General features: G+C 71.6%; 25 protein-coding genes. 14 read left to right on the top strand and 11 right to left on the bottom strand.

All coding sequences use genetic code 11. The annotated features are described in order from the left end of the window. Positions 1-111 precede the first annotated feature (111 nt). Positions 112-1,158: a l-ornithine N(alpha)-acyltransferase gene (olsB, locus tag AC1MGR_RS05200; protein WP_480233882.1), complete on the top strand. Its 1,047-nt coding sequence runs from the start codon at positions 112-114 to the stop codon at positions 1,156-1,158. A gap of 12 nt (positions 1,159-1,170) precedes the next feature. Here olsB and AC1MGR_RS05195 read toward each other — a convergent pair whose 3' ends face one another. The 4 genes from AC1MGR_RS05195 to AC1MGR_RS05180 form a co-directional block, all read right to left on the bottom strand. After that, entirely contained in the window at positions 1,171-2,262 is a 1,092-nt protein-coding gene (locus AC1MGR_RS05195) for an acyltransferase family protein (RefSeq protein ID WP_480233881.1), read from the bottom strand. 84 nt (positions 2,263-2,346) lie between these two features. Continuing rightward, complete coding sequence (locus tag AC1MGR_RS05190) at positions 2,347-3,210, bottom strand: SDR family oxidoreductase (RefSeq protein ID WP_480233880.1); 864 nt, start codon at positions 3,208-3,210, stop codon at positions 2,347-2,349. Next, on the bottom strand, positions 3,207-4,352 hold the full coding sequence (gene queG, locus AC1MGR_RS05185; protein ID WP_480233879.1) for a tRNA epoxyqueuosine(34) reductase QueG: 1,146 nt from the start codon (positions 4,350-4,352) through the stop codon (positions 3,207-3,209). Before queG ends, AC1MGR_RS05190 begins: the two co-directional genes overlap by 4 nt. A gap of 260 nt (positions 4,353-4,612) precedes the next feature. Then, positions 4,613-5,305: a glutathione S-transferase family protein gene (locus tag AC1MGR_RS05180; RefSeq protein WP_108038423.1), complete on the bottom strand. Its 693-nt coding sequence runs from the start codon at positions 5,303-5,305 to the stop codon at positions 4,613-4,615. Between the two features lie 276 nt (positions 5,306-5,581). On the opposite strand from AC1MGR_RS05180, the gene AC1MGR_RS05175 reads away from it, so the two are divergent. The 5 genes from AC1MGR_RS05175 (at position 5,582) to AC1MGR_RS05155 (ending at position 10,685) form a co-directional block, all read left to right on the top strand. Further along, on the top strand, positions 5,582-6,385 hold the full coding sequence (locus AC1MGR_RS05175; RefSeq protein WP_480234725.1) for an undecaprenyl-diphosphate phosphatase: 804 nt from the start codon (positions 5,582-5,584) through the stop codon (positions 6,383-6,385). Positions 6,386-6,573: 188 nt separating this feature from the next. After that, positions 6,574-8,433 (top strand): methylmalonyl-CoA mutase family protein, encoded by a 1,860-nt coding sequence (locus AC1MGR_RS05170; RefSeq protein ID WP_480233878.1) that lies wholly within the window; start codon positions 6,574-6,576, stop codon positions 8,431-8,433. 66 nt (positions 8,434-8,499) lie between these two features. Then, on the top strand, positions 8,500-8,886 hold the full coding sequence (locus tag AC1MGR_RS05165; RefSeq protein WP_108038419.1) for a hypothetical protein: 387 nt from the start codon (positions 8,500-8,502) through the stop codon (positions 8,884-8,886). A gap of 143 nt (positions 8,887-9,029) precedes the next feature. Then, positions 9,030-9,476 carry a hypothetical protein gene (locus AC1MGR_RS05160; protein ID WP_480233877.1) on the top strand — a complete coding sequence of 149 codons (447 nt, stop codon included), beginning with the start codon at positions 9,030-9,032 and terminating at the stop codon, positions 9,474-9,476. A 153-nt stretch (positions 9,477-9,629) separates the two neighbouring features. Next, complete coding sequence (locus AC1MGR_RS05155; RefSeq protein WP_480233876.1) at positions 9,630-10,685, top strand: diguanylate cyclase domain-containing protein; 1,056 nt, start codon at positions 9,630-9,632, stop codon at positions 10,683-10,685. A 14-nt stretch (positions 10,686-10,699) separates the two neighbouring features. Here the strand turns inward: AC1MGR_RS05155 and AC1MGR_RS05150 are convergent, their stop codons facing one another. From AC1MGR_RS05150 to lepA, 3 genes are all read right to left on the bottom strand, one after another. After that, positions 10,700-11,371 (bottom strand): L,D-transpeptidase family protein, encoded by a 672-nt coding sequence (locus tag AC1MGR_RS05150; RefSeq protein WP_108038415.1) that lies wholly within the window; start codon positions 11,369-11,371, stop codon positions 10,700-10,702. Between the two features lie 198 nt (positions 11,372-11,569). Continuing rightward, on the bottom strand, positions 11,570-12,412 hold the full coding sequence (locus AC1MGR_RS05145) for a glycosyltransferase family 2 protein (protein ID WP_480233875.1): 843 nt from the start codon (positions 12,410-12,412) through the stop codon (positions 11,570-11,572). A gap of 28 nt (positions 12,413-12,440) precedes the next feature. Beyond that, complete coding sequence (gene lepA / locus AC1MGR_RS05140) at positions 12,441-14,246, bottom strand: translation elongation factor 4 (protein ID WP_055948858.1); 1,806 nt, start codon at positions 14,244-14,246, stop codon at positions 12,441-12,443. Positions 14,247-14,580: 334 nt separating this feature from the next. On the opposite strand from lepA, the gene AC1MGR_RS05135 reads away from it, so the two are divergent. Together AC1MGR_RS05135 and AC1MGR_RS05130 are read left to right on the top strand one after the other, a co-directional pair. Next, entirely contained in the window at positions 14,581-15,294 is a 714-nt protein-coding gene (locus tag AC1MGR_RS05135) for a response regulator transcription factor (RefSeq protein WP_480233874.1), read from the top strand. Next, positions 15,291-16,628, top strand: a complete 1,338-nt coding sequence (locus tag AC1MGR_RS05130; protein ID WP_480233873.1) for an ATP-binding protein — start codon at positions 15,291-15,293, stop codon at positions 16,626-16,628. The genes AC1MGR_RS05135 and AC1MGR_RS05130 overlap by 4 nt, the downstream gene beginning before the upstream one ends. Positions 16,629-16,664: 36 nt before the next feature. Here AC1MGR_RS05130 and AC1MGR_RS05125 read toward each other — a convergent pair whose 3' ends face one another. Next, on the bottom strand, positions 16,665-17,492 hold the full coding sequence (locus tag AC1MGR_RS05125) for a HugZ family pyridoxamine 5'-phosphate oxidase (RefSeq protein WP_480233872.1): 828 nt from the start codon (positions 17,490-17,492) through the stop codon (positions 16,665-16,667). Positions 17,493-17,833: 341 nt separating this feature from the next. On the opposite strand from AC1MGR_RS05125, the gene AC1MGR_RS05120 reads away from it, so the two are divergent. The 5 genes from AC1MGR_RS05120 to AC1MGR_RS05100 all read left to right on the top strand — a co-directional run bounded on the left by AC1MGR_RS05120 (position 17,834) and on the right by AC1MGR_RS05100 (position 21,872). Beyond that, on the top strand, positions 17,834-18,544 hold the full coding sequence (locus AC1MGR_RS05120; RefSeq protein WP_055947774.1) for a response regulator transcription factor: 711 nt from the start codon (positions 17,834-17,836) through the stop codon (positions 18,542-18,544). Positions 18,545-18,641: 97 nt separating this feature from the next. Next, on the top strand, positions 18,642-20,366 hold the full coding sequence (locus AC1MGR_RS05115) for a stimulus-sensing domain-containing protein (protein WP_480234724.1): 1,725 nt from the start codon (positions 18,642-18,644) through the stop codon (positions 20,364-20,366). A 19-nt stretch (positions 20,367-20,385) separates the two neighbouring features. Then, positions 20,386-20,907, top strand: coding sequence for an HPr kinase/phosphorylase (locus tag AC1MGR_RS05110; RefSeq protein ID WP_480233871.1), 522 nt, complete (start codon positions 20,386-20,388; stop codon positions 20,905-20,907). A 125-nt stretch (positions 20,908-21,032) separates the two neighbouring features. After that, positions 21,033-21,434: a PTS sugar transporter subunit IIA gene (locus AC1MGR_RS05105; RefSeq protein ID WP_108038401.1), complete on the top strand. Its 402-nt coding sequence runs from the start codon at positions 21,033-21,035 to the stop codon at positions 21,432-21,434. Between the two features lie 117 nt (positions 21,435-21,551). Next, positions 21,552-21,872, top strand: coding sequence for an HPr family phosphocarrier protein (locus tag AC1MGR_RS05100; protein ID WP_108038400.1), 321 nt, complete (start codon positions 21,552-21,554; stop codon positions 21,870-21,872). Positions 21,873-21,897: 25 nt separating this feature from the next. Here AC1MGR_RS05100 and AC1MGR_RS05095 read toward each other — a convergent pair whose 3' ends face one another. The 3 genes from AC1MGR_RS05095 to AC1MGR_RS05085 all read right to left on the bottom strand — a co-directional run bounded on the left by AC1MGR_RS05095 (position 21,898) and on the right by AC1MGR_RS05085 (position 25,919). After that, on the bottom strand, positions 21,898-22,824 hold the full coding sequence (locus AC1MGR_RS05095) for a GNAT family N-acetyltransferase (protein WP_480233870.1): 927 nt from the start codon (positions 22,822-22,824) through the stop codon (positions 21,898-21,900). 112 nt (positions 22,825-22,936) lie between these two features. Then, entirely contained in the window at positions 22,937-24,094 is a 1,158-nt protein-coding gene (locus AC1MGR_RS05090; protein ID WP_480233869.1) for a CobW family GTP-binding protein, read from the bottom strand. 295 nt (positions 24,095-24,389) lie between these two features. After that, complete coding sequence (locus tag AC1MGR_RS05085) at positions 24,390-25,919, bottom strand: D-alanyl-D-alanine carboxypeptidase family protein (protein ID WP_108038396.1); 1,530 nt, start codon at positions 25,917-25,919, stop codon at positions 24,390-24,392. 372 nt (positions 25,920-26,291) lie between these two features. Here AC1MGR_RS05085 and queE point away from each other — a divergent pair, with 372 nt between their 5' ends. Further along, positions 26,292-26,924 carry a 7-carboxy-7-deazaguanine synthase gene (queE, locus tag AC1MGR_RS05080; protein ID WP_480233868.1) on the top strand — a complete coding sequence of 211 codons (633 nt, stop codon included), beginning with the start codon at positions 26,292-26,294 and terminating at the stop codon, positions 26,922-26,924. Positions 26,925-26,953: the final 29 nt, after the last annotated feature.

Genomic DNA, 26,953 nt, shown 5'->3' with positions numbered 1-26,953 from the left:
CAATCCGTGTCATAAAAGCGTGTGGGCTTCGTGATGTTGTGACCTCCCGAAGGCACGAGGCCAGGGGCTCCCGCGGAGCCGCCTCGGTGTCCCGACAGGGCGGATTGGACGATGGTCCCGAACTTCGCGCGCGATGCCTCCACGGCGTGGCTCAATGGCTGGGAGGCGCATGTGCACGCCCCCTTCGCCCGTCTGAAGCAGCGCACCGCCGAAGCGGGCCGCGCCGGCCTGCCGGCCTTCCATCCGCGCGGCCTGCTGCTCCCGCCGGGGGCGGCACCGATCCGGTTCAAGCCGCGTCTGAAGAAGCCCCTGGCCGCTCCGGGCCTCGCGCCGACCCTCGGCCGGATCGGCACCCTGGAGGTGCGCCTCGCCACGACGGTCTCCGAGATCCGGCGAGCGCAGCGCCTGCGCTACCGCGTATTCTACGAGGAGATGTCGGCGGTCCCGAGCGGCCTCGCGATGCTGTCGCGTCGGGACATCGACGATTACGACGCGGTCTGCGACCACCTTCTCGTCATCGACCACGCCGCCGTCGACGCGACGCCCTTCGCCACCAAGCCCTTCCGCCGGCCCCGGCCGAAGGTGGTCGGCACCTACCGGCTGCTGCGCCAGGAGACGGCCGACCGCCACTTCGGCTTCTACACCGCGGGCGAGTACGACATCGCCCCGATGATGGCGGCCAATCCGGGGGCGCGGTTCCTCGAACTCGGACGCTCCTGCGTGCTGAAGCCCTACCGGACGAAGCGGACGGTGGAGCTGCTCTGGGCCGGGATCTGGGCCTATGTCCAGCATCACCGCATCGACGCCATGCTGGGCTGCGCCAGCCTGGAGGGGACCGACCCCGACCGCCTCGCCCTCCCCCTGAGCTTCCTGCACCACCATGCCCGCGCCGCCGAGGGCTGGTGCGCCCGCGCCCTTCCCGAGCGCTACGTGACCATGGACCGCCTTTCCCGGGAGGCCCTGGATCCCAAGGCGGCGCTGCAGGCGCTGCCGCCGCTGATCAAGGGATACCTGCGCGTCGGTGCCAGCTTCGGCGACGGGGCCGTGGTGGACCACCAGTTCGGCACCACGGACGTCTTCGTGGTGCTGCCCGTCTCGGCCATCGCGGAGCGCTACCGCGACCATTTCGGACCGGCGGCGAACCGCAGGGCCGCCTGACGGCCCATCGGCTCAGGGGCTCGCCGACCCGCTGGCGGCAGGCCCCGGACGGCCCTCGACGGCGGGGGCCAGCAGGCTCCCGAGGGCACGCAGGAGCGGCCGCTCGAGGACATGATAGGCCGCGAACCCGACCGTGATCCCGAGGACCAGTGCCAGGGCGATGGCGAGGTCGGGGGCTAGGCTGTCGCGCGGCACCGCGGCCCGGAGGACTTCGAACGTGATCGTGTGCGTGAGGTAGATCGAGTAGGACGCGTTCCCCAGTCCCTCCAGCGCCGTCCCGATCCGCATGCCGGCGCGCTCCATCAGCAGCAGGCCGCCCACCACGGCGGCGCTCGGAACGCCGAAGACCAGCACCCGGTAGGCGGCCCCAGGGAGGGCGACGGTGCATTCCAGTTCCGAGGCTTGACCGAACCCGAAGATCAGGTTCAGGGCAAAGCCGATCAGACCGAAGGCCAGGAGCTGCTGGGCATCCGTGCGCCCGACCGTACCGCGCCGATAGAGCCACGCGAGGCCGATGCCGAAGCCGAATTCGAGGATGATCGGATTGAGCAGGAACAGGGTGACGTGCTCGGGCCGCGCCAGGGCGAAGAGACCGGCGAACAGGGCGAGCGCCACGGAGAACCGGACCCGCGGCGTCCAGAAGCGCCACGCGCGGGCGAGATAGACGGCGAGATAGAACAGCATCTCGAAACAGAGCGTCCAGCCGACGGCGAGGTACGGCATCGCGAAGGCGCCCTCGCTGAAGGGGAAGAACAGCACCGTCGCGGGAATCCGGCGCGGGTCGGGCAGCCCGGACAGGAGCGTCAGGCCGACGAGGAGTCCGGTGAGCAGCCAGTAATACGGCACGACGCGGAGGACCCGGCGAAGGGCGAAGCGATGTGCGGAGGGTAGATCGACGATGCGCTGCGCCGTGAGGGTGATGATGACGCCGCTGATGACGAAGAAGACGTCGACGCCGATCGCCCCGAAATCCTCGAGGTAGCCGAGGCGGCCCTGAACGGGCTGCCCGGCGCTCAGGACCTTGGCGAGGTCGAAGGCATGGGCGTACACGACGAGACACGCCGCGAGTCCCCGTAACGCCTGGAGGGAATGGAGGATTTTCACGGCGCGGTCCCTCGGTGATGCGGGCCGAACCGTCGTGGCGGCCGGTGCGGCCGGACCCCGGCGCCCACGGGGAAGGCCGCGACGCTAGGCCGTTCGCGCATCCGCCACGAGGGCGGCGAGGCCTTCGCGATAGGTCGGATAGGCGAGGTCGACGCCGAGCTCGTCCCGGATGCGGCGGTTCCGGACGCGCTTGTTCTCGCCGTAGAAGCTGCGCGCCATCGGGCTGAGGTCGGCGGTCTCGAAATCGACCTCCGGCGGCAGCGGCAGGCCGGCGAGCTTGGCGGCGTACTCGGTGACCACCTGCGGCGGCGTCGGCGCGTCGTCGGTGACGTTGTAGACCGCGCCGTTCCGCGGTTTGTCGATCGAGGCCAGGAGCGTCGTGGCGATGTCGTCCACGTGGATGCGGTTAAACACTTGGCCGGGCTTGATAATCCGCTGCGACTTGCCCTCGCGCAGCTTCACGATCGGGTTGCGGCCCGGGCCGTAGATGCCCGACAGGCGGAACACCTGGACGGGCTTGCCGGTCTCGCGGCCCAGGGCCAGCCAGGCCGCCTCGACGGCGAGGCGGCCCTGGGAACGGCCGCTGACCGGGCTGGGGGCGGTGTCCTCGTCGATCCAGGCGCCCTGGTGGTCGCCGTAGACGCCGATGGTCGAGAGGTAGCCGATCCAGCCGATGCGGCTCGCCGCGATGGCGTCGCGGTATACGCCGAGGGTCGTGTCGAGGTCGCGGACCGGCGGCGCCGAGACGAGCAGCACGTCGGTGTCGGCGAGGTCGGCCGCGATCCGGGGGTCGTTCGAATCGGGTCCGAAGGCCCGCATCTCGGCGAGGTCGCCGGATCCCGTCCGGGCCGGATCGGTGACCGTGGCGCGGACCGCGTCGAAGCGGGTCCGGGCGCGCTCCACGAAGCGGCGGGCGGTGAAGCCGAGGCCGAAGACGAAGAGGTTCATGAGGCGGCGTGTCCTGTCGTCTCGGAGCCGGCGGGATCGAGGGCGAGGCGCCACTCGGCCCGGACGGCGTCGTCGGTTTCGCCCAAACCCCGGCCGTTGAAAAGGTCCTGCAGACGGGGCCGGGGGACGAGGCGGCCGAGGGCCCACACCGCCATGCCGCGCACGAGGGGTGAGGGATCGGACAGGTTCGCCTCCGCGGCGGCGGCGAGGCCGGGCTCGCCGGAATTGCCGATGGCGATGAGCACGTTGCGCAGGAAGCGGTCGCGCCCGGTGCGCTTGGCGGGCGTTCCGGCGAAATGGGCGCGGAAGGCCGCCTCGTCGAGGCCGGCGAGCGCGGCCAGCGGCGGCGCGGCGAGGTCGGCGCGGGCGGCCATGCGGCCCTCGGCGGCCACGGCGGCGAACTTGTTCCAGGGGCAGACCGCGAGGCAGTCGTCGCAGCCGAAGACGCGGTTGCCGATGGCGGCGCGGAACTCGGTCGGGATCGGCCCGGCATGCTCGATGGTGAGGTAGGCGATGCAGCGGCGGGCATCGAGCTGGTAGGGCGCCGGGAAGGCGTTGGTCGGGCAGATGTCGAGGCAGCGCCGGCAGGAGCCGCAATGGTCGGCTTCCGGCGCGTCCGGCTCCAGCTCGGCCGAGGTGTAGATCGCGCCCAGCAGCAGCCAGTTGCCGAGGCTGCGCGAGACCAGGACCGTGTGCTTGCCCTGCCAGCCGAGGCCGGCGGCGGCGGCCAGGGGCTTCTCCATCACGGGGGCGGTGTCGACGAAGACCTTCACCCGGACGTCACCCTTGGCCGAGAGGTAGCCGCCGAGCTCCTTCAGCTTACCCTTGACCACCTCGTGATAGTCCCGCCGTTGGGCATAGGCCGCGATGGCGCCCCGGTCCGTCCGCGCCAGCACTGCGCGGGGATCCGCCTCCGGCCCGTAATTCATGCCGAGCATGACCACGCTGCGGACGCCGGGCCAGAGGGTGGCCGGGTCGGCGCGCTGGTCGGCGCGCTCCTCCATCCAGTCCATCGCCCCGTGGTGCCGGGCGGCGAGCCAGGCGGGCAGCCGGGCCTTGAGTTCGGGAACGGCGTCCGGCCGGGTCACCCGGACGGCCTCGAAACCGAGGAGCCTGGCGCGGGCCTCGACGGCCCGGCGCAACTCGGTCCCCGCGAGTATCTTTCGCGGGGCCTTGGTGCCGGCGCGGAACTGAGGCTGGCGAGGGGCGTCGAATTCGGGCTGGCTCGCAGCCGCTGCCGCCGGCTGGCTCGCAGCGAGTGCCTGCGGCTGGTTTGCAGGGAGTGCCTGCGGCTGGTTTGCAGGGAGTGCCTGCGGCTGGTTTGCAGGGAGTGCCTGCGGCTGGTTTGCAGGGAGTGCCTGCGGCTGGTTTGCAGGGAGTGCCTGCGGCGCTTCGGAAGCGTTCAAAAATCCAGGTTCGCGTAATGGTCCGCCGGCGCCATGCCCGGCACCCGGTCGGCCAGCAGGGTGCGGAAGCACGGGCGGGACTTCACCCGCGCGTACCAGTCCCGCGCCGTCTCGTCCTCGTCCCATGGCACGTCGCCGAGATAATCCACGCAGGACAGGTGGGCCGCCGCCGCGAGATCCGCATAGGTCAGATGGTCGCCCGCCAGCCATTTCCGGCGGGACATCAGGTAGCCGATATACTTCATGTGGTAGCGCACGTTGGTGCGCGCGGCGCGAATGGCGTTCATGTCCGGCGGGCCGCCGCCGTTGGCGCTGTTCATGAAGCGCTTCGAGATCTTCTCGGTGACGAGGTACTCGGTCACCTCGGCGTGGAACTTGACCAGGAACCAGTCGAGCAGGCGGCGCACCTCGACCCGGGCCGCCGTGGTCTCGGGCAGGAGGCGCCGGCCGCTGAGGCCCAGGCCGCGGGTCTCGTCGAGATACTCGGCGATGATGCCGGCCCCCGGCACGGCGAGGCCGCTCTGCTCCACCAGCACCGGCGTCGTCCCGGCCGGATTGATCAGCAGGAAGGCCTCGCGCCGGTCCCAGGCACGCTCCTCCATCAGCGTCGGCTCCATGCCCATCTCGGACAGGACGAGGCGGATGAAGCGGGAATGCGGGCAGAAGGGAGAGTGGTAAAGCGTCGCCATCGAGGCCGTTTCGCACGGGAGGGTTTGCCGGGGGACGGGCCGCGTCGGGACCCCGCGGGGATGGTCGGCAGCGAAGACTTCTAGGACCCGATGATTGCCGCCTCATTAACACGCCCTTGGTGAACGCGTGAACACGCCCTTGGCGAACGCGATAACCATCCGTCAACCTTGACGGATCAGCCTTGATCCGCGAAGGCCGCGGGAGGTGGTTGGCACCACCCGCTTCGGACCGGCCTGGTCCCACGAAACACCCCCAACCGTCGAGGCGCTGAGATGATGGATGCGATGGGCATCGCGAAGGCGGTCGTGCTTGCCGTGGTGGAGGGCGCGACCGAGTTCATCCCCGTGTCGTCGACCGGGCACCAGCTCCTCGTCGGCCACTTCATCGGCTTCGAATCACCCAACAACACCTTCGAGGTGCTGATCCAGCTCGGCGCGATCCTGGCGATCCTGGCGGTCTATTTCCGCCGGCTCCTGGGCATCACCCTGTCGCTGCCCAACGATCCCAAGGCGCGCAGCTTCGTCCTCGGCATCCTCGTGGCCTTCCTGCCGGCGGCGATCATCGGCGGCCTCTTCTCGAAATACATCAAGTATTACCTCTTCAACCCCTGGATCGTCTGCGCGACCCTGGTGGCCGGCGGCATCGTCCTCCTCGTCCTCGACGAGACGGACCTCGAGGTGAAGAAGCGCGACGTCTTCGACTTCACCCTGCCGATGGACTTCAGGATCGGCCTGTTCCAGTGCCTCGCGATGATCCCCGGCGTGTCCCGCTCGGGCGCCACCATCGTGGGCGCGATGCTGATGGGGGCGGACAAGCGCTCGGCCACCGAGTTCTCGTTCTACCTCGCCATCCCCACCATGGCGGGGGCCTTCGCCAAGGACCTGCTCGACAACTACAAGAACCTGTCGCGGGACGACACCGGCCTGATCGTCATCGGCTTCATCGTCGCCTTCATCTCGGCCTTCATCGTGGTCCGCACGGTGCTCGACTACGTCGCCTCCCACGGGTTCCGGCTGTTCGCCTGGTGGCGCATCATCGTCGGCTCGCTGGGCTTCGCCGGCCTGATCATCTTCGGCTGACGCGTCGCGCCGGAGTTCGGCGGACGCGCGGCGCCCGATCCGCGGATCGAATCCCCGGATCGGGCGAGATAAAGAATACAGACCGGGGAGGCGATTGCGTCGGCGCGCTGCCCCGTGCAAGGGCTGTCCGCATAAGCGATGTCCGGCCGCGCTTGGCCGGCGACAAGCATCTGCGGAGGCCCGCCCCGATGGAAGACCGTCCCCTCGCCGACCTGTTCCCGCCCGCGACCCGCGCGCGCTGGCTCGGCCTCGTCGACGGTGTCCTGAAGGGCGGCGATTTCGAGAAGCGCCTCGTCTCGAAGACCGCCGACGGCATCCGCATCGAACCCCTCTACGACGCCGCCGCGCCGGTGGCGCAGCCCGTGCGGGCCCCTGGCCCGTGGCGCGTCTCCCAGCGGGTCGACCACCCGGACGGCGCGCAGGCGAGTGCCCTCGCCCTCGCCGATCTCGAGGGCGGCGCCGATGCCCTCACCCTGGTCTTCGCCGGCGCCCCCGCCGCGCGGGGCCACGGCCTCACCGCCACCAACGCCGCCGACCTCGACGCGGCTCTCGGCAACGTGATGCTGCCCCTCATCGCCACCCGCCTCGATGCCGGTGCGCGGGGCATCGAGGCCGCCTTCCTGATCAAGGACGTGGTCAAGGCCCGCGGCGAGACCCTGAAGGGCCTCGACCTCGATCTCGGCCTCGACCCGATCGGCAGCCTCGCCGCCGGCGGCACCCTCGCGGAGGATTACGGCGCCGAACTCGGCCGCACCCTGGCGGCCTTCGACGCCGAGGGCTTCTCCGGGCGCGCCTGCCTCGCGGACGGGCGGCCCTACCACGAGGCCGGCGCCAGCGAGGCGACCGAGCTCGCCGCCGTGCTCGCCACCGCCGTGGCCTACCTGCGCGCCCTGGAGGCCAGCGGGCACACGCTCGAGCGCGCCCGGGAGGCCGTCGCGGTCCTGCTCACGGCCGATGCCGACGAGTTCCTGACCATCGCCAAGTTCCGGGCCATGCGCCGGCTCTGGGCCCGGGTGGAGGCGGCCTGCGGCCTCGACCCCCGGCCCCTGCGCCTCCATGCCGAGACCGCCTGGCGGATGATGACCCGGCGCGACCCCTTCGTGAACATCCTGCGCACCGCCATGGCCGCCTGCTCGGCCGGCCTCGGCGGAGCCGACGCGATCACCGCCCTGCCCTACACGGCGGCGCTGGGCCTCAGCGACGCCTTCGCCCGCCGGGTGGTGCGCAACAGCCAGATCGTGCTCATCGAGGAATCCAACCTCGCCCGCGTGGCCGACCCGGCCGCCGGCGCCGGCAGCTTCGAGACCCTCACGGGCGAGCTGACCACGGCCGCCTGGGCTGCCTTCCAGGAGATCGAGCGCGAGGGCGGCCTCGTGGCGAGCCTGCGGGCCGGGGCGATCCAGGCGCGGATCGCCGCGACCCAGGCGACCCGGGCCCGGAACGTCGCCACCCGACGCGAGGCGCTGACCGGCGCCAGCGAGTTCCCGTACCTCGCCGAGAAGCCCGTCACGGTGCTGGACGTCGCTCCCGTGGAGGCGCCCCCGGCGGCCGGCTTCGGCAGCGGACCGGCCCTGACCGCCCCGCCCCTGCCCTCCCTGCGCCTGGCCGAGCCCTACGAGGCCCTGCGTGACGCCTCCGACGCGGCCCTCGCGGCGAGCGGCCGCCGCCCCGCGGTATTCCTCGCCAATCTCGGACCGGTGGCGGTCTTCAACGCCCGCTCGACCTTCGCCGCCAACGCCTTCGCGGCCGGCGGCATCGAGGCGGTGAACCAGGAGGGCTTCACCGATCCGGCGGCCCTGGCCGAGGCCTTCCGGGCCTCGGGCGCCCGCATCGCCTGCCTGTGCTCCTCCGATGCGCTCTACGCCAGCCACGCCGTGGAGGCCGCCCGTGCCCTCAAGGCGGCCGGCGCCACCACCCTCTACCTCGCCGGGAAGGCAGGCGACCTCGCCGAGCCCCTGCAGGCGGCCGGCGTCGACGGCTATCTCCATGCCGGGGGCGACGTTCTGGCGCTGCTGACGGGAGCGCTGGCGCACGCGACGAACGCGTAGGCGCGCAACCCTGGGGCGGCCACGCTCGTTTTCGGCCCAGTCGAGTCGAAACACGAACGGATTCTCATGCGACGCGCAGCCCTCGCGGTGACCACCCTCGCCCTCCTGACCGCCTCCGCGGGCGTCGCGGACGCCGCCAAGAAGAAGGTCCAGGTGCCGAACCGCTACGACGGTACCTGGAGCATCGAGGTGGTCACCCTCGACGGTCCCTGCGACCGGGCCTACCGCTACGGCGTCCAGATCCGGCGCGGCGAGGCGAGCTACGCCGGCGGCGAATTCAACATCAACGGGCGCGTCTCGCAGAGCGGCGCGGTGCGGGCGGTGATCACCCGGGGCAACGACGCCGCCGACGTGGTCGGCCGGCTCGGCCGCGCGGGCACCGGCAACGGCACCTGGAACACCACCGGGCTGATCGCCTGCAGCGGGCGCTGGAACGCGGAGCGCCGGGGCTGACGGCCCCCCTGTGATGGGCGCGCCACAAGTGCGCGCCGATCATCGCCGGGCATCCAACTGCCGGACTTCTGCCCTTCTCCGGACCAAATCGTTGGTGAATACTCGCGTCGGATCGAGATCGATTTCGCACGGGGCTTCCGACGATGAAGGCTTTGCTGTTCGGCGCGTTGGTGACGACCTTGGGGGTGACGACCTGGGGATGGAGCGCCGCGGCGGAGGCGGCAGGGCGCAATCCGACCCACCCGCATACGGTGATGTCGCCCCTCGAGCAGGCGGCGACGGACTGCTTCGCCGAGACCGTGCTGTCCAATCCCGCCGCGACCCGCCATGCCCGCGCGGGCCGCTGGTACGAGGCCGCCGGCATCACGGGCTTCCTGTGCCGCCCGGAGGTCGACGCGATGATCCAGGCCCACGACCGCCTCTACGGCCGCGGCACCGGCGCCCGCTACTTCCAGACCGCCTATACCCGTCACCTCGGGCAGCAGCTCGCCGAACGGTTGCGGCCGATGCTGGAGCGCAAGTCGGTGGCGAGCGCGGAGCCGCCGGTCGACAAGGCCGAGGCGCAGGATGCCGATAAGTCGGCAGAGTGATGCAATCGTTCCGCGTCGTCGCGCGGCGGGTGGCCTCCGTTAACCGGCCCTCCCTATCGTGACGACTTGAGGACATCTCGGACTCCGGAGAGCGCTGCCGGCGATCTTCACGGAATCCGGGCGCGAGGCCTCGGTGCGAACGGGGCGCGATACTTGAGTTCTTCCGGTGATCCCACCGCTCCGCTGCCGGCGCCGCGCCGCACCCGCCTCGCCGCCGCCGCGCTCCGGCTGGCGACGCGGGCGATCGATGCCGCGGCCGCCCAGCGCTGGCGCGACACCGCCACGATCCTCGCCCTGCGGAACGAACTCGGCGCCCAGGCGGCGCTCCTCCAGCGCGAGGCCGATGCCCGGGCCGAGTGGACGCGCGTGTTCGAGCTGGCCTCGGCCGAGGCGCGGATGGGCCTCTGGGAATGCGACCTCGCGCGGGAAACCCTGCGCTGGAGCGGGGGCGTCTACGACCTCTTCGAGTTTCCGCGCGACACCGTGCCGAGCCGCCCGGCCGCCCTCGCCTGCTATTCCGAGGAGGCGCGCCGCCACCTCGACGCCGTCCGGGCGGAGGCGATCGGCCGTCGCACGCCCTTCACCCTCGATGCCGAGATCGTCGCGCGGCGCGGCACCCGGCGCTGGATCCGAATCACCGCCACCGTGGAGGCCCGCGACGGCGTGGCCCTGCGCCTGTTCGGGTTCAAGCAGGACATCACCGAGCAGAAGCTCCTGGCCGACCGCACGCGCTACCGGGCGGATTTCGACAGCCTGACGGGCCTCGCCAACCGGACGGTGTTCGACAGCCGGCTGGCGGACCTCCCGGAGAGCGGCGCCCTGCTGCTGATCGACCTCGACGGCTTCAAGGCGATCAACGACACCTACGGCCACGCGGTGGGAGATGCCTGCCTGCAGGAGGCGGCCCGGCGGCTGAGCGCGGCCTGCCCGGAGGCCGACCTCGTGGCGCGGATCGGGGGCGACGAGTTCGCCGTCCTCATCGGGCGGCAGGCCGAGGCACCGCTCTGCGAGGCGCTCGCCCGGCGCATCGTCGCGGCCATGCGCGAGCCGGTCCTGCATCGCGGCGTCCGGCTGCGCTTCGGCGCCTCCGTGGGCATCGCGCGGGCCGGGTGGTCCGCGCCCGCGGACCTGTTCATCGCCGCCGACGCCGCCCTCTACGCGGCCAAGGCCGCCGGCCGCGGCACCCTGCGGGTGGCCCCGCCGCGCTGAGGGCGCGTCCGCCCTCAGGCCGGCAGGACGACCACCTTCGTCTTCACCGGCGTCTGGGCGTAGAGGTGGATCATGTCCTGGCTCAGCAGGCCGACGCAGCCGCTGGTGATGCCCGAGCCGATCGTGTCGGGCTCGCTCGAGGCGTAGATCGTGTAGAGCGTGTAGGCGCCGTTCTGGTAGAGGTGCAGGGTGCGGGCGCCGAGGGGATTGTCGAGGCCGCCGGGCATGCCGCGGGCGTACTTGGCCGCCTCGGGCTGGCGCCGGATCATCTCCGCGGGCGGGGTCCAGGTGGCCCATTCGGACTTGCGCCCGACATAGGCGTCGCCGCTCCAGCGGAACCCGTCGCGGCCGACATTGGCGCCGTAGCGCGTCGCGGTCCCGTCGCCCTCGACGCGGTAGACGTAGTAGTTCGCCGGATCGACGACGATCGTGCCGGCCGCCTCCTTGGTCTCGTACGGGACCGTGCGGCGGAAGTACTTCGGATCGAGCTTGCTGATGTCGGTGGCCGGGATAGGGAACTTCTCCCCCGGCAGCGGGCCGTAGGTCCTGGCCGCCTCGGCCCGCAGGGCGCCGTCCGGGGAGACGCAGCCGGCGAGGCCCCAGGCGCCGAGGCCCGCGCCCGTGCCGACCAGGAAGGTCCGGCGGCTCAGGCGGCCGGACTCAGCGTTCCTCGTGTCCCTCGTCATCGCAGGCGTCCCGTCTTCCGTCGCGCGGCGGGCCGACCGATCGACCTCGCGCGGCCCCTATGGCCAAGCTGACAGTGCCGGTCCCCGCTCCGGCTGGCAAGCCGGGCGCCCGGGGCGGACGTCAACCGCGAACAGGAGCCGGGCGATTGCGTCGCGGATATGACCGGGCGGATGTGGCCAGACAGATGTGGGGACGCCTCAGCCGGATCCGGCCTGGGTGTCGGGGGCGGCGCGCTTGGACCGGCGCAGGAACGGCAGCCCCGTCGAGGGCTGGCCGCGGGTCGCCTCGTGCATCTTGGCGATCCGGATGAAGCGGCCATAGGCGAGCACGCTCGCCATCACGAAGCCGTCGAGGCCGGCGAGGAAGAAGCGCCGCAGGATGTAGAACTTCAGGAAGTTGAGCGGGTACTCGAACACCAGCCGCAGCCCGGTCTCGAAGCGCGAGCCGATCGGCTGCGTGTCGGCGGCGAGCTGCCCGACATAGTTCGACTTGGCGATGGCATGGTTCCAGTCGCGAAAGGTGTGGTGCCAGACCACCGCGCGGAGCGTCACCGGCTTGGCGTCCGTGGTGATCGCGAGCTTGTCCCAGTTCGGGTTGTCGGTGGTCCGGGCCACGCGCCGGTCGTAGAGGTAGACGTTCTCGGTGCAGAAGGCCCAGGGCGAGGGCCGGGCGTGGTGGGGCAGCACCATCGCCTTGCGGACGATCATCAGGGGCGGAATATCGGGCCGCTGAAAGACCCCCCGGATCTCGCGGACGATCTCCGGCGTCAGGATCTCGTCGGCATCGACGCTGAAGACGTGGTCGTGGCGGCAGAGGTCCTCGCCGAAGCGCCGCTGCGGCCCGAAGCCCTTCCAGGGATTCACCACCACCCGCGCCCCGAGGGATTCGGCGATGGCCACGGTGGCGTCCGTCGAGCCCGCGTCGATGACGAGGATCTCGCACCGGAGCGGCAGCGCGGAGCGGATCGCCGCCTCGATGCGGTCCGCCTCGTTCAGCGTCCGGATCAGGACGGTCAGCGGAATGGGCGCGGTCGGGTCCAAGTGGGGGTCCACGGTCGGGCGCCCCGGCTCAATCGTCCATCTTCAGGGCGGCGATGAACGCCTCCTGCGGGATCTCGACCTTGCCGAACTGGCGCATCTTCTTCTTGCCCTCCTTCTGCTTGTCGAGGAGCTTGCGCTTGCGCGAGATGTCGCCGCCGTAGCACTTGGCGGTCACGTCCTTGGACAGGGCCTTGATGGTCTCGCGGGCGATGATCTTGCCGCCGAGCGCCGCCTGGACCGGGATCTGGAACAGGTGGCGCGGGATCAGGTCCTTCAGCTTCTCGCACATGGCCCGGCCGCGATGCTCGGCGCGGGTGCGGTGGACCAGCATCGAGAGCGCGTCCACCGGCTCGGCGTTCACGAGGATCGACATCTTCACGAGGTCGCCCTCGCGGTAGTCGGAGATGTGGTAGTCGAACGAGGCGTACCCCTTCGAGATCGACTTCAGGCGGTCGTAGAAGTCGAACACCACCTCGTTGAGCGGCAGGTCGTAGACCACCATGGCGCGCTTGCCGACGTAGTTGAGGTCGACCTGGGTCCCGCGCCGGTCCTGGCAGAGCTTGAGCACGCCGCCGAGATACTCGTCGGGGGTGAGGATGGTGGCGCGGATCCACGGCTCCTCGATGGCGGTGATCTTCATCACGTCCGGCATGTCGGCCGGGTTGTGCAGCTCCTTGATCGTGCCGTCGGTCATCTGCAGGCGGTAGACCACGGAGGGCGCCGTGGAGATCAGGTCGAGGTTGAACTCGCGCTCCAGGCGCTCCTGGATGATCTCGAGGTGGAGCAGCCCGAGGAAGCCGCAGCGGAAGCCGAAGCCCAGCGCGGCGGAGGTCTCCATTTCATACGAGAACGAGGCGTCGTTGAGCCGGAGCTTGCTCATGGCGCTGCGCAGGGTCTCGAACTCGGCGGCATCGACCGGGAACAGGCCGCAGAACACCACCGACTGCACGTCCTTGAAGCCCGGCAGCATCTCCTTGCAGGGGCGCTTGTCCTCGGTGAGCGTGTCGCCGACGCGGGTGTCGGCCACCTCCTTGATCGAGCCGGTGAAGAAGCCGACCTCGCCCGGGCCGAGCTCGCCGATATCGGCCATCTTCGGGCGGAATACGCCGATCTTGTCGACGCCGTGCACGGCATCGGCCCGCATCATGCGGATGTTCATGCCCTTCTTCAGGACGCCGTCGACGATGCGCACCAGCACGACGACGCCGAGATAGACGTCGTACCAGCTGTCGACCAGGAGGGCCTTCAGGGGCGCGTCGCGGTCGCCCTTGGGCGGCGGCAGGCGCGTCACGATGGCCTCCAGCACCGCCTCGATGTTGAGGCCGCTCTTGGCCGAGATCGCCACCGCCTCGGAGGCGTCGATGCCGATGACCTCCTCGATCTGGGCGCGGATGCGCTCGGGCTCGGCCGCCGGCAGGTCGATCTTGTTGAGGACGGGTACGATCTCGTGGTTGGCATCCAGCGCCTGGTAGACGTTGGCGAGCGTCTGCGCCTCGACGCCCTGCGAGGCGTCCACCACCAGCAGCGAGCCCTCGCAGGCGGCGAGGCTGCGGGAGACCTCGTAGGCGAAGTCGACGTGGCCGGGCGTGTCCATCAGGTTGAGGACGTAGTCCTTGCCGTCCTCGGCCTTGTATTCGAGCCGCACCGTCTGCGCCTTGATGGTGATGCCGCGCTCCTTCTCGATGTCCATCGAGTCGAGCATCTGCTCGCTCATGTCGCGCAGGGCCACCGTGCCGGTGGTCTGGATCAGGCGATCGGCGAGGGTCGACTTGCCGTGGTCGATATGCGCGACGATGGAGAAGTTGCGGATGTTGTCGATGGGGGTCGTTGTCATCGAGGATGCGATCTCCGGCGCGCGCGGCCCGCCGTCAAAGGGACGGACCCGGCGCACGGTTTCTTGGAATGGAAGACAGGTTGCCCGCAGATAGCAGCGCCGGCCCCCTGCGCCAAGCGCACGCCCTGCGCGGCAAGCGCGCGCCGGCCCCGGTCGCGCGGCCGGCCCTGGCGCGGGCTTGCGGCGGCCCGGGATTTGCGGCTGATTCCGGGCGCCTGCCGATTCGCGGTCCCGGGCGCCGTCGGGACCTCGAGCCAGAGCCATGACTTCGCGGGAAGGGACGTCGCGGGAAGGGACGTCGCGGGAAGGGACGTCGCGGGAAGGCCCCCGGCCGATGCCGGATCTGGGCCACGTCCTCCTGGTGGAAGACGACGACGGCCTGCGCATCCTGGTGACCCGGGCCCTGCGCGACAGCGGCTACCGGGTCACCGGATGCCGGAGCGGCGCCGAGATGTGGCGGCTCCTGCCGGAGGGCGGGGTCGACCTGATCCTCCTCGACGTCATGCTGCCCGGCGCGTCCGGGCTCGACCTGCTGCGCGCCCTGCGCGCCCGCTCCACCGTGCCGGTCATCATCCTCAGCGCGCGCGGCGAGGAGGCGGACCGGGTGCTCGGCCTGGAACTCGGGGCCGACGACTACCTCGCCAAGCCGTTCGGGCGCCCGGAGCTGCTCGCCCGCATCCGGGCGGTGCTGCGCCGCTCCGTCCTGGCGCCGGCGGCCGCCCTCGGCGGCGAGACCCTCGCCTTCGCGGGCTGGCGCCTCGACCTGCGCAGCCGCGCCCTGCTCGACCCGGGCGGCGCCGGGGTCGATCTCTCGGGCGCGGAATACGATCTCCTGCTGGTGTTCCTCGACCATCCCGGGCGGGTCCTCGGCCGCGAGCAGATCCTCGAACTGTCCCGCGCCCGCCTCGGATCGCCGTCCGACCGCAGCGTCGACACCCTGGTCAGCCGCCTCCGGCGCAAGCTCGACCCGCCCGAGGGCGAGCCGCCGGTGATCAAGACGGTGCGGGGCTCGGGCTACATGCTGGCCGCGAAGGTCGAGCGCCGGTGAGGCGCCTGTTCGCTCTGGCGCGCAGCCTCGAGGCCCGGACGCTCCTCGTCCTCCTCGCCGCCATCCTGGCGGTGCATGGCGGGGCCCTGCTGCTCTATCGCCAGTCGGCAGCGGCCGCCGCGGCCGAGGCCTTCGCCGCCCAGGTGGCGACGCAGCTCGCCCTGGCCCGCGAGGCGGTGATGCGGCGCCCGCCGGCGGAGCGGAACGCCGAGGCCGAGGCCCTGTCCAACCCGCATTTCGAACTCGCCTGGACGCGGTCGCCCACCCCGTCCCAGCCCGGGACCGACCCGGCCCTGGCGCCCCTCCACCGGCGCCTGACCGCCCTCGACCCCGGCCTCGGCACCGGCCTCTCCCTGGCGATGGTGGGCGATACGGATCCGCTCCACCGCCTCGATCTGCACGGGACGCTGGTGCTCCCGGACGGCAGCGCGCTGACCTTCCACTCCGCCCATGCCTCGGGCATGGCGCTTCCCAATCCCTGGGCCATGCTGGCGACCGCGATGGCGATCCTGGTCGGCCTCGCCGCCGTGGTCCTGACCCACAGGATCGCCCGGCCGCTGCGAACCCTCGGCCGCATCACCGGGCTGATCGGCGACGCCGCCGGCCAGGGCCGGGTGGTCCCGGTGCCCGAGGTCGGCCCCGACGAGACCCGCGCGATCGCCCGCGCCCTCAACGGCATGCAGGGGCGCATCCGCGACCTCGTCACCGAGCGGACCCAGGCGCTCGCCGCCGTGTCCCACGACCTGCGCACACCGATCGCGCGCCTGCGCCTGCGCCTCGACGGGGTCGCCGACGACGGGCAGCGCCGCGCGATGGCGTCCGACCTCGACGACATGCAGGCGATGATCGACTCGACCCTGGCCTACCTGCGCGGCGACGCCGACCCCGAGGTCCGGCGGGTGACCAACGTGGCCAGCCTGCTGATGAGCATCGCCGATGCCGGGCAGGATGCCGGACGGGCGGTCGTGTACGAGGGACCCGGCCGGGCGCTCGCCGCCATCCGGCCGGTGGCGCTCCGGCGCGCCCTGGACAACGTGGTGGACAACGCGGTCCGGTACGGGGAGCGCGCCCGGATCGGCCTGGCGATCACGGACGCGACCCTGGCGTTGTGGATCGACGACGACGGCCCCGGCCTGCCGCCCGACGCGGTCGAGCGGGCCTTCGCGCCGTTCACCCGCCTGGAAACCTCCCGCAACCGCAACACCGGCGGGACCGGCCTCGGCCTGACCATCGCCCGCCGGGTGATCGAGGCCGAGGGCGGGCGCATCGGCCTGGAGACCCGCGCCGGCGGCGGCCTGCGGGTGCGGATCACCCTGCCGCGCCCGGCCGGCTGAGGTGGGATTCGTGCCGCCAGGGATCCGCGGGCGGACTCAGTCCGCCTTCGCGGCGTCCTTGTCGGCATCTCCCTTCCGCGCCTGCGCCGCCATCGTCACCAGCACCTTGCGCAGGGCGCCCATCTCCCGCACCGGCTCCGGGTAGAGCACCCGCGCGGTCCGGTCGCCGGTGAGAAGGTCCATCCCCTCCGGGTCGAGGCCGGTGAGCCGCCAGGGGCCCGGCTCGGCCCCGGCCGCCACCGCGTAGAGCGCGAGGGCGTCGGCGTGGTCGGCATTCATGTGCTCGACGGCGCCGGCCTCCCCTGCCACCAGCCCCTCGGCGCCGGTGAGGTCGAGGCGCAGCTCGTCGGCGGTCAGCACGGCGGCCTTGGCGAAGCCGCCATTGAGGTGCCCGGCCGTGGGTTCGAGGGCGAAGAAGCCGAAATCCGGGAAGTCGGCGTAGAGCTTCGATTTCGGATGCCGGGCGACGAAGCGGGCGCGCGCCCGCGGGTCCTGGGTCTGGGTCACCCGTCCCGTCACGGTCAGGCGCGGATGGGCGAGCGGATCGCCCTTGCCGCCGGCGCTGAACAGCAGCGAGGCCCGCGGATCCTTCAGCAGGTTGCGGGTATGGGCCGAGAGCCGCGAGAGCAGCATCAGGGGCGTGCCGTCGACATCCGTGGCGATGGTCACCAGGGAGGCGAAGGGCGTGCCGTCCTCCGGGTCGAGGGTCGCCAGGGCGCCGGAGCGGATGCTGCGCAGGAGATGGCGGGCGAGGCCGATCGCGTCGAACGGCGCCTCGGCGGCCGGCAGCGGCACCGCCGGCCCGCGCCGCGCGCCCTCGGGCCCGGTCTCGCCCTCGGCCCTGCTGATTTCGCCTGCGGCCATGAAGATCCCCTCGATTCGGTGCCCGCGGACCGGCGCTCAGGCCGCGTTCAGCCGGGGGATCATAGCCAGGGTTCGGGGCTCCGCACGAGGGCACCGGACTGCGGCCCGTTGGCATCAGTCAAGCGCCAAACGAACAAACGACCGAGGTCGCTCGCTTTTTCAGCACATTGCCATTACACAGCCTGACTCTCCGCGCGAACGCGGCCCGCCTCCCCGGCACGGTCGCCACCGCGTTTTTGCCGATCTCTGCCCTCTGTCCGCGACGGAGGATGGGGTGGGATGCGGAGGGGCTGGCGCCATCAGACGTCCGCCGAGCCGCATCCGAGCAACAGGACACGCGCATGCCGACCATCGCCCTCGTGGACGACGACCGAAACATCCTCACCTCCGTCTCGATCGCCCTCGAGACCGAGGGCTACCGCATCCAGACCTACACCGACGGCGCCTCGGCGCTGGACGGCCTGAAGCATTCCCCGCCGGACCTCGCGATCTTCGACATCAAGATGCCGCGCATGGACGGGATGGAGCTTCTCAGGCGTCTGCGGCAGAAATCCGACCTTCCCGTGATCTTCCTGACTTCGAAGGACGAGGAGATCGACGAGTTGTTCGGCCTCAAGATGGGCGCCGACGACTTCATCCATAAGCCGTTCTCGCAGCGCCTCCTGGTCGAGCGCGTGAAGGCCGTGCTCCGGCGCTTCGCCCCCAAGGACGGCCCCGGCGCCGCCGCCCGCGAGGCCGATGCCGCCGCCCGCTCCCTGGAGCGCGGCCTGCTGATGATGGACCCCGAGCGCCACACCTGCACCTGGAAGGGCGAGCCCGTGACCCTGACGGTGACGGAGTTCCTGATCCTGCAGGCCCTGGCCCATCGCCCGGGCGTCGTGAAGAGCCGCAACGCCCTGATGGATGCGGCCTACGACGACCAGGTCTACGTCGACGACCGGACGATCGACAGCCACATCAAGCGCCTGCGCAAGAAGTTCAAGGTGACCGACACGAGCTTCGACATGATCGAGACGCTCTACGGCGTCGGCTACCGCTTCAAGGAGAGCTGAGACCCGGCCCGGGTCTCCATTCCCGCCCGCACCGCAGTTCCCTCACCACCGGACGCTCGTGGCCACCACAGACCAAGCCGAACTCCCGTCGCGCGGCATGCTGGGCTGGCCGCGCCAGATCTGGAACGGGATCGGTCAGCGCGCCTCGTCGAGCCTGACCCGACGCATCGTCGTGCTCAACCTCGTCGGGCTCATCGCGCTCCTGTTCGGCTTCCTCTACCTGAACCAGTTCCGCCAGGGGCTGATCCAGGCCCGGGTGCAGAGCCTGCTGATCCAGGGCGAGATCATCGCCGGCGCCATCGCCTCCTCGGCCTCGGTCGAGACCGACGCGATCCGCATCGACCCGGACAAGCTGCTCCAGCTCCAGGCCGGCGAGGCCGAGGAGCCCTCCTCCCCCCTCACCTTCTCGCTGAACCCGGAGCGCGTGGCCCCGCTCCTGCGCCGGCTCATCACCCCCACCGGCAACCGCGCCCGGGTCTACGACCAGGAGGGCGGCCTCCTGTTCGACACCCGCACCCTCTCGGCGCGGGGGGAGATGAACCGCAGCGACCCGGACGTCCGGCCGCGCAAGCGCACGTGGCTGGAGAAGGCCTGGGAGACCGTGCAGACCAAGTTCGGGGCGAAGCTCGGCGGCGACGGCGCGGCCCCCGGCGTCACCGAGGATGTCGGCCCGGCCAGCGGTCACAGCCTCAAGGAGGTGCAGGTGGCGCTCGCCGGCGCCCGGGGCACCATCGTCCGCCGCAACCCGGCCGGCGAGACCATCGTCTCCGTGGCGGTGCCGATCCAGCGGGCCAACTCCGTGCGCGGCGCCCTGATGCTGTCGACGCAAGGGGGCGACATCGACCGCGTCATCGCTTCAGAGCGCTTCGGCCTGCTGCAGGTCTTCCTCATCGCCGCGGCGGTGATGCTCGTCCTCTCAATCCTGCTCGCGGGCGCCATAGCGGGGCCGGTGCGGCGCCTCGCGGACGCGGCCGAGAAGGTGCGGCTGGGCATCAAGTCCCGCGAGGAGATCCCCGACTTCACCGGGCGCACCGACGAGATCGGCCACCTCTCGGGGGCGCTGCGCGACATGACCCAGGCGCTCTACCGCCGGATCGACGCCATCGAGAGCTTCGCGGCCGATGTCAGCCACGAGCTGAAGAACCCCCTGACCTCGCTCCGCAGCGCCGTCGAGACCCTGCCGCTGGCCAAATCCGACGATTCGCGCGGGCGCCTGCTCGCCATCATCCAGCACGACGTGAAGCGCCTCGACCGGCTGATCTCGGACATCTCCGACGCCTCGCGCCTCGATGCCGAGCTCGCCCGCGCCGAGGCCCGCCGGGTCGACATGCGCAAGCTGATGACCACCGTGGTCTCGGTGGCCAACGAGCGCCGGCGCGCCAAGGACGCGCCGATCCAGTTCGACGTGGACACGCCCGCCGGCGAGATGGACGCGCCGTTCACGATCTTCGGGCACGACAGCCGCCTCGGCCAGGTGGTCAACAACCTCCTCGACAACGCCCGCTCGTTCTCGCCCCCCGACGCCAAGGTCCGGGTCGCCCTGCGGCGGGTGCGCAACGACGTCGAGCTCATCGTCGAGGACGAGGGCCCCGGCATCCCAGAGCACGCCCTGGAGCGGATCTTCGAGCGCTTCTACACCGACCGCCCGGAGCAGGGCTTCGGCCAGAATTCCGGCCTCGGCCTCTCGATTTCCCGCCAGATCGTCCAGGCCCATCGCGGCACGATCCGGGCCGAGAACCGGCCCGGCCCGGCCGACGAGGACGGCGAGCCCACCGTCCGCGGCGCCCGCTTCATCGTGCGCCTGCCGGCCGCCACCCGCTGAGCCGGGCGCCGGCCGCGCGATGAGCGATCCGTCGAGCCGGACCGATTCGGTGCACGCCACCTGCATCGCCCTCGGCGAGGCGGGCCTGCTCATCCGCGGGGCATCGGGTGCCGGCAAGTCGACCCTCGCGCTCCTCCTCCTCGACCGGGCCGCCCTGATGCAGTGGCCGGCGAGCCTCGTGGCCGACGATCGGGTCCGACTGACCCGCGCGGGCGACACCGTGCTCGCCCATGCCGACCCCACCCTCGGCGACCGGATCGAGGTGCGAGGCCTCGGCCTGCTCCCGGTCGCCGAAAGCCTGCCCCGCGTGCCGGTGCGCCTGGTGGTCGATTGCGTCGCCGATGCCCCGCGCCTGCCCGAGAGTCCCCTGAGCCGCACGCCGCTCCTCGGCCTCGACCTGCCGGTCCTGCGCCTCGACGCGGCCCTGCTGCGCTCCGGCCTCGCACCGCGCCTCGTGCTCGACGCCCTGGCCGCCTGCGCCGGCGTGGCAAGCGGGACGCACCCTCCGGTCTTGCGTCTGCCGCCGCTCCCGAGACCGTAGCGCCGGTGCCACCAGCGTGGCATGATGATGACGTTCGAGCACACAAAATGCCGCATTCACCTTGCGCTCGACCTTGCGCTGCACAAAATGGCGGCTCCGCTCACAAGGCGTTGGAACCCGCGTCGATGATTGGAATGGTGCTCGTCACCCACGGGCTATTGGCGACCGAGTTCAAGGCTGCCCTTGAACACGTCGTCGGGCCTCAGAAGCAGATCGAGACCATCACCATCGGTCCCGAGGACGATATGGAGCTGCGCCGGCTCGACATCATGACGGCGGTCAGCCGCGTGAACACCGGCAAGGGCGTCGTCGTGCTCACGGACATGTTCGGCGGCACGCCCTCGAACCTCGCCCTCTCGTGCATGAACGGCGGTCAGGTCGAGGTGGTGGCGGGCATCAACCTGCCCATGCTGATCAAGCTCGCCAGCGTGCGCGATGCCGAGCCCCTCGGCGACGCCGTCCTCCATGCCCAGGAGGCCGGCCGCAAGTACATCAATGTCGCGTCGCGCGTGCTGGCCGGCAAATAGGCTTTCTTCCCTTGCCGCCACGGCTTACAGGCAGTCTCGGGCCCCCGGCATGAGCGGTGGGCCCGCCGGGGCCGCGGAACGCGGCACGGCGCGCCAGCGAGGGGACGGCCGACGCCCATGAGCTACGACGACGACGCCGAGGACAGCCTGCCGCCGGTGCCCGAGGGCGGACTGATCCAGGTTCTTCCGATCATCAACCGGCGCGGCCTGCACGCCCGGGCCTCGGCCAAGTTCGTCCAGACCGTCGAGCGCTTCGATGCCGCCGTCACGGTGACCCGCTCGGGCGAGACCGTCGGGGGCCGCTCGATCATGGGCCTCCTCACCCTCGGCGCCGCGCAGGGGACCTCGATCGCGGTGGTGACCTCGGGCGGCGACGCCGAGGCCTGCATGACGGCGATCACCGACCTCCTCGCCAACAAGTTCGGCGAGGACGAGTAGGCCGGGCGCGCGCGGGTCGCCCCGCTCAGGCGCGGCGGCCGTAGCGCTCCGGCACCCCCTCGCCCGCGACCTGTCGCCAGAGGACGGCCTGCGCGCCGTGGCCGAGCGTGATCGTCGCCGCGACGATGGCATCGGCTCGCCGGGTCAGCGTCACGGTGGCCTGCCGGCGCTGCGCGAACAGCCGCGTCACCACCCGCACCAGGGCCGCCTCCGACGGATCGCCGATGATCGGGGCGGACGAGACCTCGGCATCGAGGAGCAGGAACTCCTCCACAGCATCACGGACGCGAGCCGGCTCGCTGATCCGCTCGACCTGCGTCGGCGCCGGGTTCGCCCGCACGCCGACGAGGCTGTGGGCCGGGATCGCGGCGCGCCGCGGGACGGACCGGAGCGGCGCGACGGCGGTCTCCGGCGCCGGCGCGGCGGTCGTCTCGAGCACCAGCACGGAGCGGGGACGAAGGGCGTGCAGGCGATCCGCCACGGCGGCGTGGACGGGCGCGAAGCACGCCGGCGCGATGGCCGGGGCCAGCGTGATGCCGTGCGGCTGCCAGAGGCCGATCCGCTCCTGGCCCCAGAGGGTGTGCGGCATCGCCAGGGGCAGGACGGCGGCGAGCTGGTCGGGCCCCCGCCCAATCGCCCAGGCGAGGGCGAAGACGAGGTCGCGTCCGCCCGCCTGATGCTGGGCCGCCGACAGCAGGTAGTCGGGATCGGAGCGGACCGGATCGGCGACCCGGGCGCGTACCAGCAGCGCACGCCACGCCGCGATCTCCCCCTCGCTCACCGCCGCCGCCCGGCGCAGGTCGACCCGCCAGGACACGGAGGCTCCGATCGGCGCAGGGCTCACGTCTCCCTGCGGGGTCGCATCGACCCGCGCAGCATCGGCCCCCGGCCCTTCCGCCACCGGACCCCGGGTCGCCGCGCCGCCCTCGATCACCGTGAAGCGCTGTCTCATGTCCCGATCCGATCCCGCCGATGTCCCAATCCGGGACAATGGAGCGCCCTGAGGCGCCAGTCGGCGTTAAGATTTCAAGATCGGTGCCGCCCGTTTCCGGACGGGGCGGGTCCTAGCCGCCCGGGATGGCGAGGGGATTGTGGGTCAGCGCCGCCGCGTCGGGGGCATCGATCCGGGGCCGTCCGAGGAAGGCGTCCCACAGGCGGGTGACGAAGGCCGGGTCGAGGTCGCGCAGGATCAGGACCAGGCGCGAGCGATGGTCGGCATCGGGCCAGGCCTCGAGATGCACCGGCGCGTGGATGACGTGCTGCACCCCGTGTACCACCAGCGGCCGGTCGGGGGCGTCGGCCAGGGCCACGAGCCCCTTCAGGCGCAGCAGGTTCGGACCGTGGGCCGAGCGCAGGAGATCGAGGAACATCTCGAAGGCGGGCCGGGGCACGGGCACGTCGCTCGTCAGGCTGAAGGCCCGGATCGTGGCGTCGTGGCGGTTCACGTCGTGATGGTGATGGCCTTGGTGGTGATGGCCTTGGTGGTGGTGCCCCGCGTGGTCGTGTGCCGCGTGGTCGTGCCCGTGATGGGTCTCGCGGGCGGCCTCTTCGCCGAGCCAGGCGCGCACGTCGTCGCTCTTGCCGTCGAGGCCGAACAGGCCGCCGAGCAGGTCGGCGGGCGCCACGGCGGCCTCGCGCAGGGGCGCCGTCGGGTTCAGGGCCCGCAGGCGCGTCGCCAGGGCGCGGCCGTCATCCTTCGCCAGATCCCGCTTCGTGACGACGATCTGGTCGGCCACCGCCACCTGGCGCACGGCCTCGGCATGGGCGTCGAGGGTCGCGGCGCCGTTGACCGCGTCGACCACGGTGACGACGCCCTGCAGGCGGTACCGGATGACGAGGTAGGGATGGTAGATCAGCGCGTGCAGGATCGGGGCGGGGTCGGCCAGGCCCGTGGTCTCGATCACCACCCGGCGGAAGGGCTGGATGCGGCCGTTGTCGCGCTTGCGCAGCAGGTCTTCGAGGGTGGCGATGAGGTCGCCCCGCACGGTGCAGCACAGGCACCCGGCCCCGAGCAGGACCATGTCCTCGTCGATCCGCTCGATCAGCAGGTGGTCGAGGCCGATCTCGCCGAACTCGTTGACGATGACCACGGTGTCGGCCAGGGCCGGATCGCGCAGCATCCGGTTCAGCAGCGTCGTCTTGCCGGCCCCGAGGAAGCCGGTGAGGACGGTGAGCGGGATCGGCTCGGGCGCGCGGGGATCGGGCTTGGACAGGTCGGTCATGCCCCTGACCTAGCCCTCCCGGCGGTCCGGCTCAATCCTCGCCGGTGTTATAATGTTACAGACGGCACCCGTGTCGGTTGGCGTCGGTGTGGCGGTGCGTCGGGCTGAGCAGGGCCGCCTCGCGGAGCGCCCGGTGTAACGCACACCGTCATTCCGGGGCGCCGAAGGCGAGCCCGGAATCCAGAGCCGCTAACGGTGGATCGTCCTGCATCCTCGGCGTGTCTGGATTCCGGGCTCCGCTGCGCGGCCCCGGAATGACGGTGTGCCGAATGAAGGGGACGGTCCGGAAACCGTCCTACTCGTCCGCCTGCGCCTTGCTGGCCGACTTGGTGGCCTTCGCCTTCGCGGCGGCCCCGGCCGGCTTGTGCTCGGGCTTGTGCTCGGCCTTGGCCCCGGCCTTGGGGGCCGCCTTCGCCGCCGGCTTCTTGACGGCGCCGACCTTCAGCTTCGGCGCGCCCTCCATTACGGGCGTCGATTCGGCGGGGGCGTAGGCGCTGGCGCTGGCCGGAACGCCGGCCTTGCCCCGGGCGAGGGCCTTCTTCGGCTCGGGCTTGGCGGCGGCCTTCGCGGCAGGGGATGCCTTGGCCTGTCGGGCGGCCTCGCGCTTGGCCGCGACCGCCTCGAGCTTCGCCTTGCGGGCCTCGGCGATCTTGGCGGCCTTCTCCGCCTTCTCGGCCTCCTCCTGCTCGTTCAGGGCGATGGCGCCCTCGGCCGGATCGCGCCCGATCCAGACCAGGATCGGCTGCAGCGGGGCGCGGGGCGGCAGGGCCCGGTTGCGCAGGGCGGCACTGTTCATGGTGGCGAAGGCCAGGGCCGCGGAGGGCGGAGCGGCGGCGGCCATCAGCTGCGCGTTGGCGTTGTCGGCGCTGGCGCCGGCGGCCCCGGCGCTGGCGGTGATGGCGCCCTGGCCCTCGTCCACCGGCATCGGCTTCTTCCGGTCGCAGATGTAGGGCCGCATGTCCGGCGGCTCGGAGAGGCCCGAGGCCGGCAGGGCGTCGAGGGTCTGCGCGCCCCAGCCGGGGGACTGGCTGAAGCCGTAATCGAACAGGTCGGAGGCCTTGAGGTCGCGCTCGCGGGCGCTCGGCTGGCCCATGACGACGGTGAGGATGCGGCGCCCGTTCCGCGTCGCGGTGGCCACGACGTTGAAGCCGCCCGAGCAGATGAAGCCGGTCTTCATGCCGTCGGCGCCGGCATAGCGGCCGAGCAGGCCGTTGTGGTTGGCCATCACCGAGCGGCCGAACTGGATCGCGCTGATCGAGAACAGCCCGCGGCTCTCGGGAAAGTCGCGGATCAGGGCGCGGCCGAGCACGGCCATGTCGCGGGCCGAGGTCCACTGGCGGGCATCGGGCAGGCCGTTGGGGTTGGTCCAGCGGCTCTCGTGCATGCCGATGCGCTGGGCGGTCTCGTTCATCATCTGGGCGAAGCCCTCGACGGAGCCGCCGAGATTCTCGCCGATCGCCCAGGCCACGTCGTTGGCCGACTTGACCATGATGATCTTCAGGGCGTTGTCGAGGGTGAGCTTGGTGCCCGGGCGGAAGCCCATCTTCGAGGGCGGCTCGGCGGCGGCGGCCGGCGAGATGGTGATCAGCGTGTCGAGGGAGAGCTTGCCCTGGCGGACGAGGTCCAGGGCGACGTAGGTGGTCATCAGCTTGGTGATGGAGGCGGGGAACCACGGATCCGTGGCCGCCTGCCCGTAGATCACCTTGCCGGAATCGACATCGACCACGAGGATCGGTGCGGTGGTGGCGTTCGCGGAACCCGCACCGAGCAGGCTCGCCGCCACCGCGAGACCGACGACGAGGCGCCTCAACAATCCGTTCGACATCAGGCCTGTCTCAAGAAGGAACGCCCCGGCCCGATCGATGATCGGCCCTGGCGGGAAGCCGGTCAACGGCCAAGCTGGCATGCCACCCCTCCGGGAGCGACGGCAAGCGCGTCTCGCCGGATCGTGACACGGTCTCCACAAAGCCGCGTTCCGTGGCAGGAGCATGGCAGACGGTCTCGCAGATGCGAGAGACCAGCGGAATCATGGTATACCGGCCCCCTCCGCATGGGTGGGGACCGCCCACGGCCCGTGGTGCCCGCGCCGGGGACCGCTTATGTGCGCGGCAGGCGCTTCGCGCGGCCGAAGGCTGTTTTCAGGGAATGGGGTGCGCTTGGGCCCGGCGGGTTCGCCGGGGCGGGTGCCGAGGACGTGATGGGTTACGCGGTCAAGGAACTGTTCCACACCCTGCAGGGCGAGGGCGCGCAGGCGGGCCGCGCGGCGGTGTTCTGCCGCTTTGCCGGCTGCAATCTCTGGTCCGGCCGCGAGGAGGACCGGGCCAGCGCCGCCTGCCGGTTCTGCGACACCGACTTCGTCGGGATGGACGGCGAGGGCGGCGGGCGCTTCGCCACGGCGCAGGACCTGGCCGACGCCATCGCGAAAACCTGGATGGGCGGACCGCGCCACCGCTACGTCGTCTTCACCGGCGGCGAGCCGCTGCTCCAGCTCGACGAGGCCCTGATCGCGGCCGTCCACGCGGCCGGCTTCGAGATCGCGGTGGAGACCAACGGCACCCTGGCGGCCCCGGCCGGGATCGACTGGATCTGCGTCAGCCCGAAGGCCGGCAATCCCCTAATCCAGCGCAGCGGGCACGAATTGAAGCTCGTGTTCCCGCAGGCCGAGGCCGCCCCGGAGTCCTTCGCGGATCTCGATTTCCGCCACCACTGGCTCCAGCCCATGGACGGGCCGGACCGGCTCGCCCACACGGCCGAGGCGGTGGCCTATTGCCGGCGCGACGCGCGCTGGCGCCTCTCCCTCCAGACGCACAAGATCATCGGGATTCCCTGAGGATTCCGCCCGATCGCACCATGAAGATT

The sequence above is a fragment of the Methylobacterium sp. BI1 genome, from assembly GCF_056680125.1.
The sequence above is the reverse complement of the archived record's forward strand: the minus strand, read 5'-3'. Positions and strand labels throughout refer to the sequence as shown.

Excerpts from the sequence above, each read along its gene's own strand:
- olsB (WP_480233882.1), top strand. The coding sequence starts at position 112 with ATGGTCCCGAACTTCGCGCGCGATGCCTCCACGGCGTGGCTCAATGGC.
- AC1MGR_RS05190 (WP_480233880.1), bottom strand. The coding sequence starts at position 3,210 with ATGAACCTCTTCGTCTTCGGCCTCGGCTTCACCGCCCGCCGCTTCGTG.
- AC1MGR_RS05180 (WP_108038423.1), bottom strand. The coding sequence starts at position 5,305 with ATGGCGACGCTTTACCACTCTCCCTTCTGCCCGCATTCCCGCTTCATC.
- AC1MGR_RS05175 (WP_480234725.1), top strand. The coding sequence starts at position 5,582 with ATGGATGCGATGGGCATCGCGAAGGCGGTCGTGCTTGCCGTGGTGGAG.
- AC1MGR_RS05170 (WP_480233878.1), top strand. The coding sequence starts at position 6,574 with ATGGAAGACCGTCCCCTCGCCGACCTGTTCCCGCCCGCGACCCGCGCG.
- AC1MGR_RS05165 (WP_108038419.1), top strand. The coding sequence starts at position 8,500 with ATGCGACGCGCAGCCCTCGCGGTGACCACCCTCGCCCTCCTGACCGCC.
- AC1MGR_RS05160 (WP_480233877.1), top strand. The coding sequence starts at position 9,030 with ATGAAGGCTTTGCTGTTCGGCGCGTTGGTGACGACCTTGGGGGTGACG.
- AC1MGR_RS05150 (WP_108038415.1), bottom strand. The coding sequence starts at position 11,371 with ATGACGAGGGACACGAGGAACGCTGAGTCCGGCCGCCTGAGCCGCCGG.
- lepA (WP_055948858.1), bottom strand. The coding sequence starts at position 14,246 with ATGACAACGACCCCCATCGACAACATCCGCAACTTCTCCATCGTCGCG.
- AC1MGR_RS05135 (WP_480233874.1), top strand. The coding sequence starts at position 14,581 with ATGCCGGATCTGGGCCACGTCCTCCTGGTGGAAGACGACGACGGCCTG.
- AC1MGR_RS05125 (WP_480233872.1), bottom strand. The coding sequence starts at position 17,492 with ATGGCCGCAGGCGAAATCAGCAGGGCCGAGGGCGAGACCGGGCCCGAG.
- AC1MGR_RS05120 (WP_055947774.1), top strand. The coding sequence starts at position 17,834 with ATGCCGACCATCGCCCTCGTGGACGACGACCGAAACATCCTCACCTCC.
- AC1MGR_RS05115 (WP_480234724.1), top strand. The coding sequence starts at position 18,642 with ATGCTGGGCTGGCCGCGCCAGATCTGGAACGGGATCGGTCAGCGCGCC.
- AC1MGR_RS05110 (WP_480233871.1), top strand. The coding sequence starts at position 20,386 with ATGAGCGATCCGTCGAGCCGGACCGATTCGGTGCACGCCACCTGCATC.
- AC1MGR_RS05105 (WP_108038401.1), top strand. The coding sequence starts at position 21,033 with ATGATTGGAATGGTGCTCGTCACCCACGGGCTATTGGCGACCGAGTTC.
- AC1MGR_RS05100 (WP_108038400.1), top strand. The coding sequence starts at position 21,552 with ATGAGCTACGACGACGACGCCGAGGACAGCCTGCCGCCGGTGCCCGAG.
- AC1MGR_RS05095 (WP_480233870.1), bottom strand. The coding sequence starts at position 22,824 with ATGAGACAGCGCTTCACGGTGATCGAGGGCGGCGCGGCGACCCGGGGT.
- AC1MGR_RS05090 (WP_480233869.1), bottom strand. The coding sequence starts at position 24,094 with ATGACCGACCTGTCCAAGCCCGATCCCCGCGCGCCCGAGCCGATCCCG.
- AC1MGR_RS05085 (WP_108038396.1), bottom strand. The coding sequence starts at position 25,919 with ATGTCGAACGGATTGTTGAGGCGCCTCGTCGTCGGTCTCGCGGTGGCG.
- queE (WP_480233868.1), top strand. The coding sequence starts at position 26,292 with ATGGGTTACGCGGTCAAGGAACTGTTCCACACCCTGCAGGGCGAGGGC.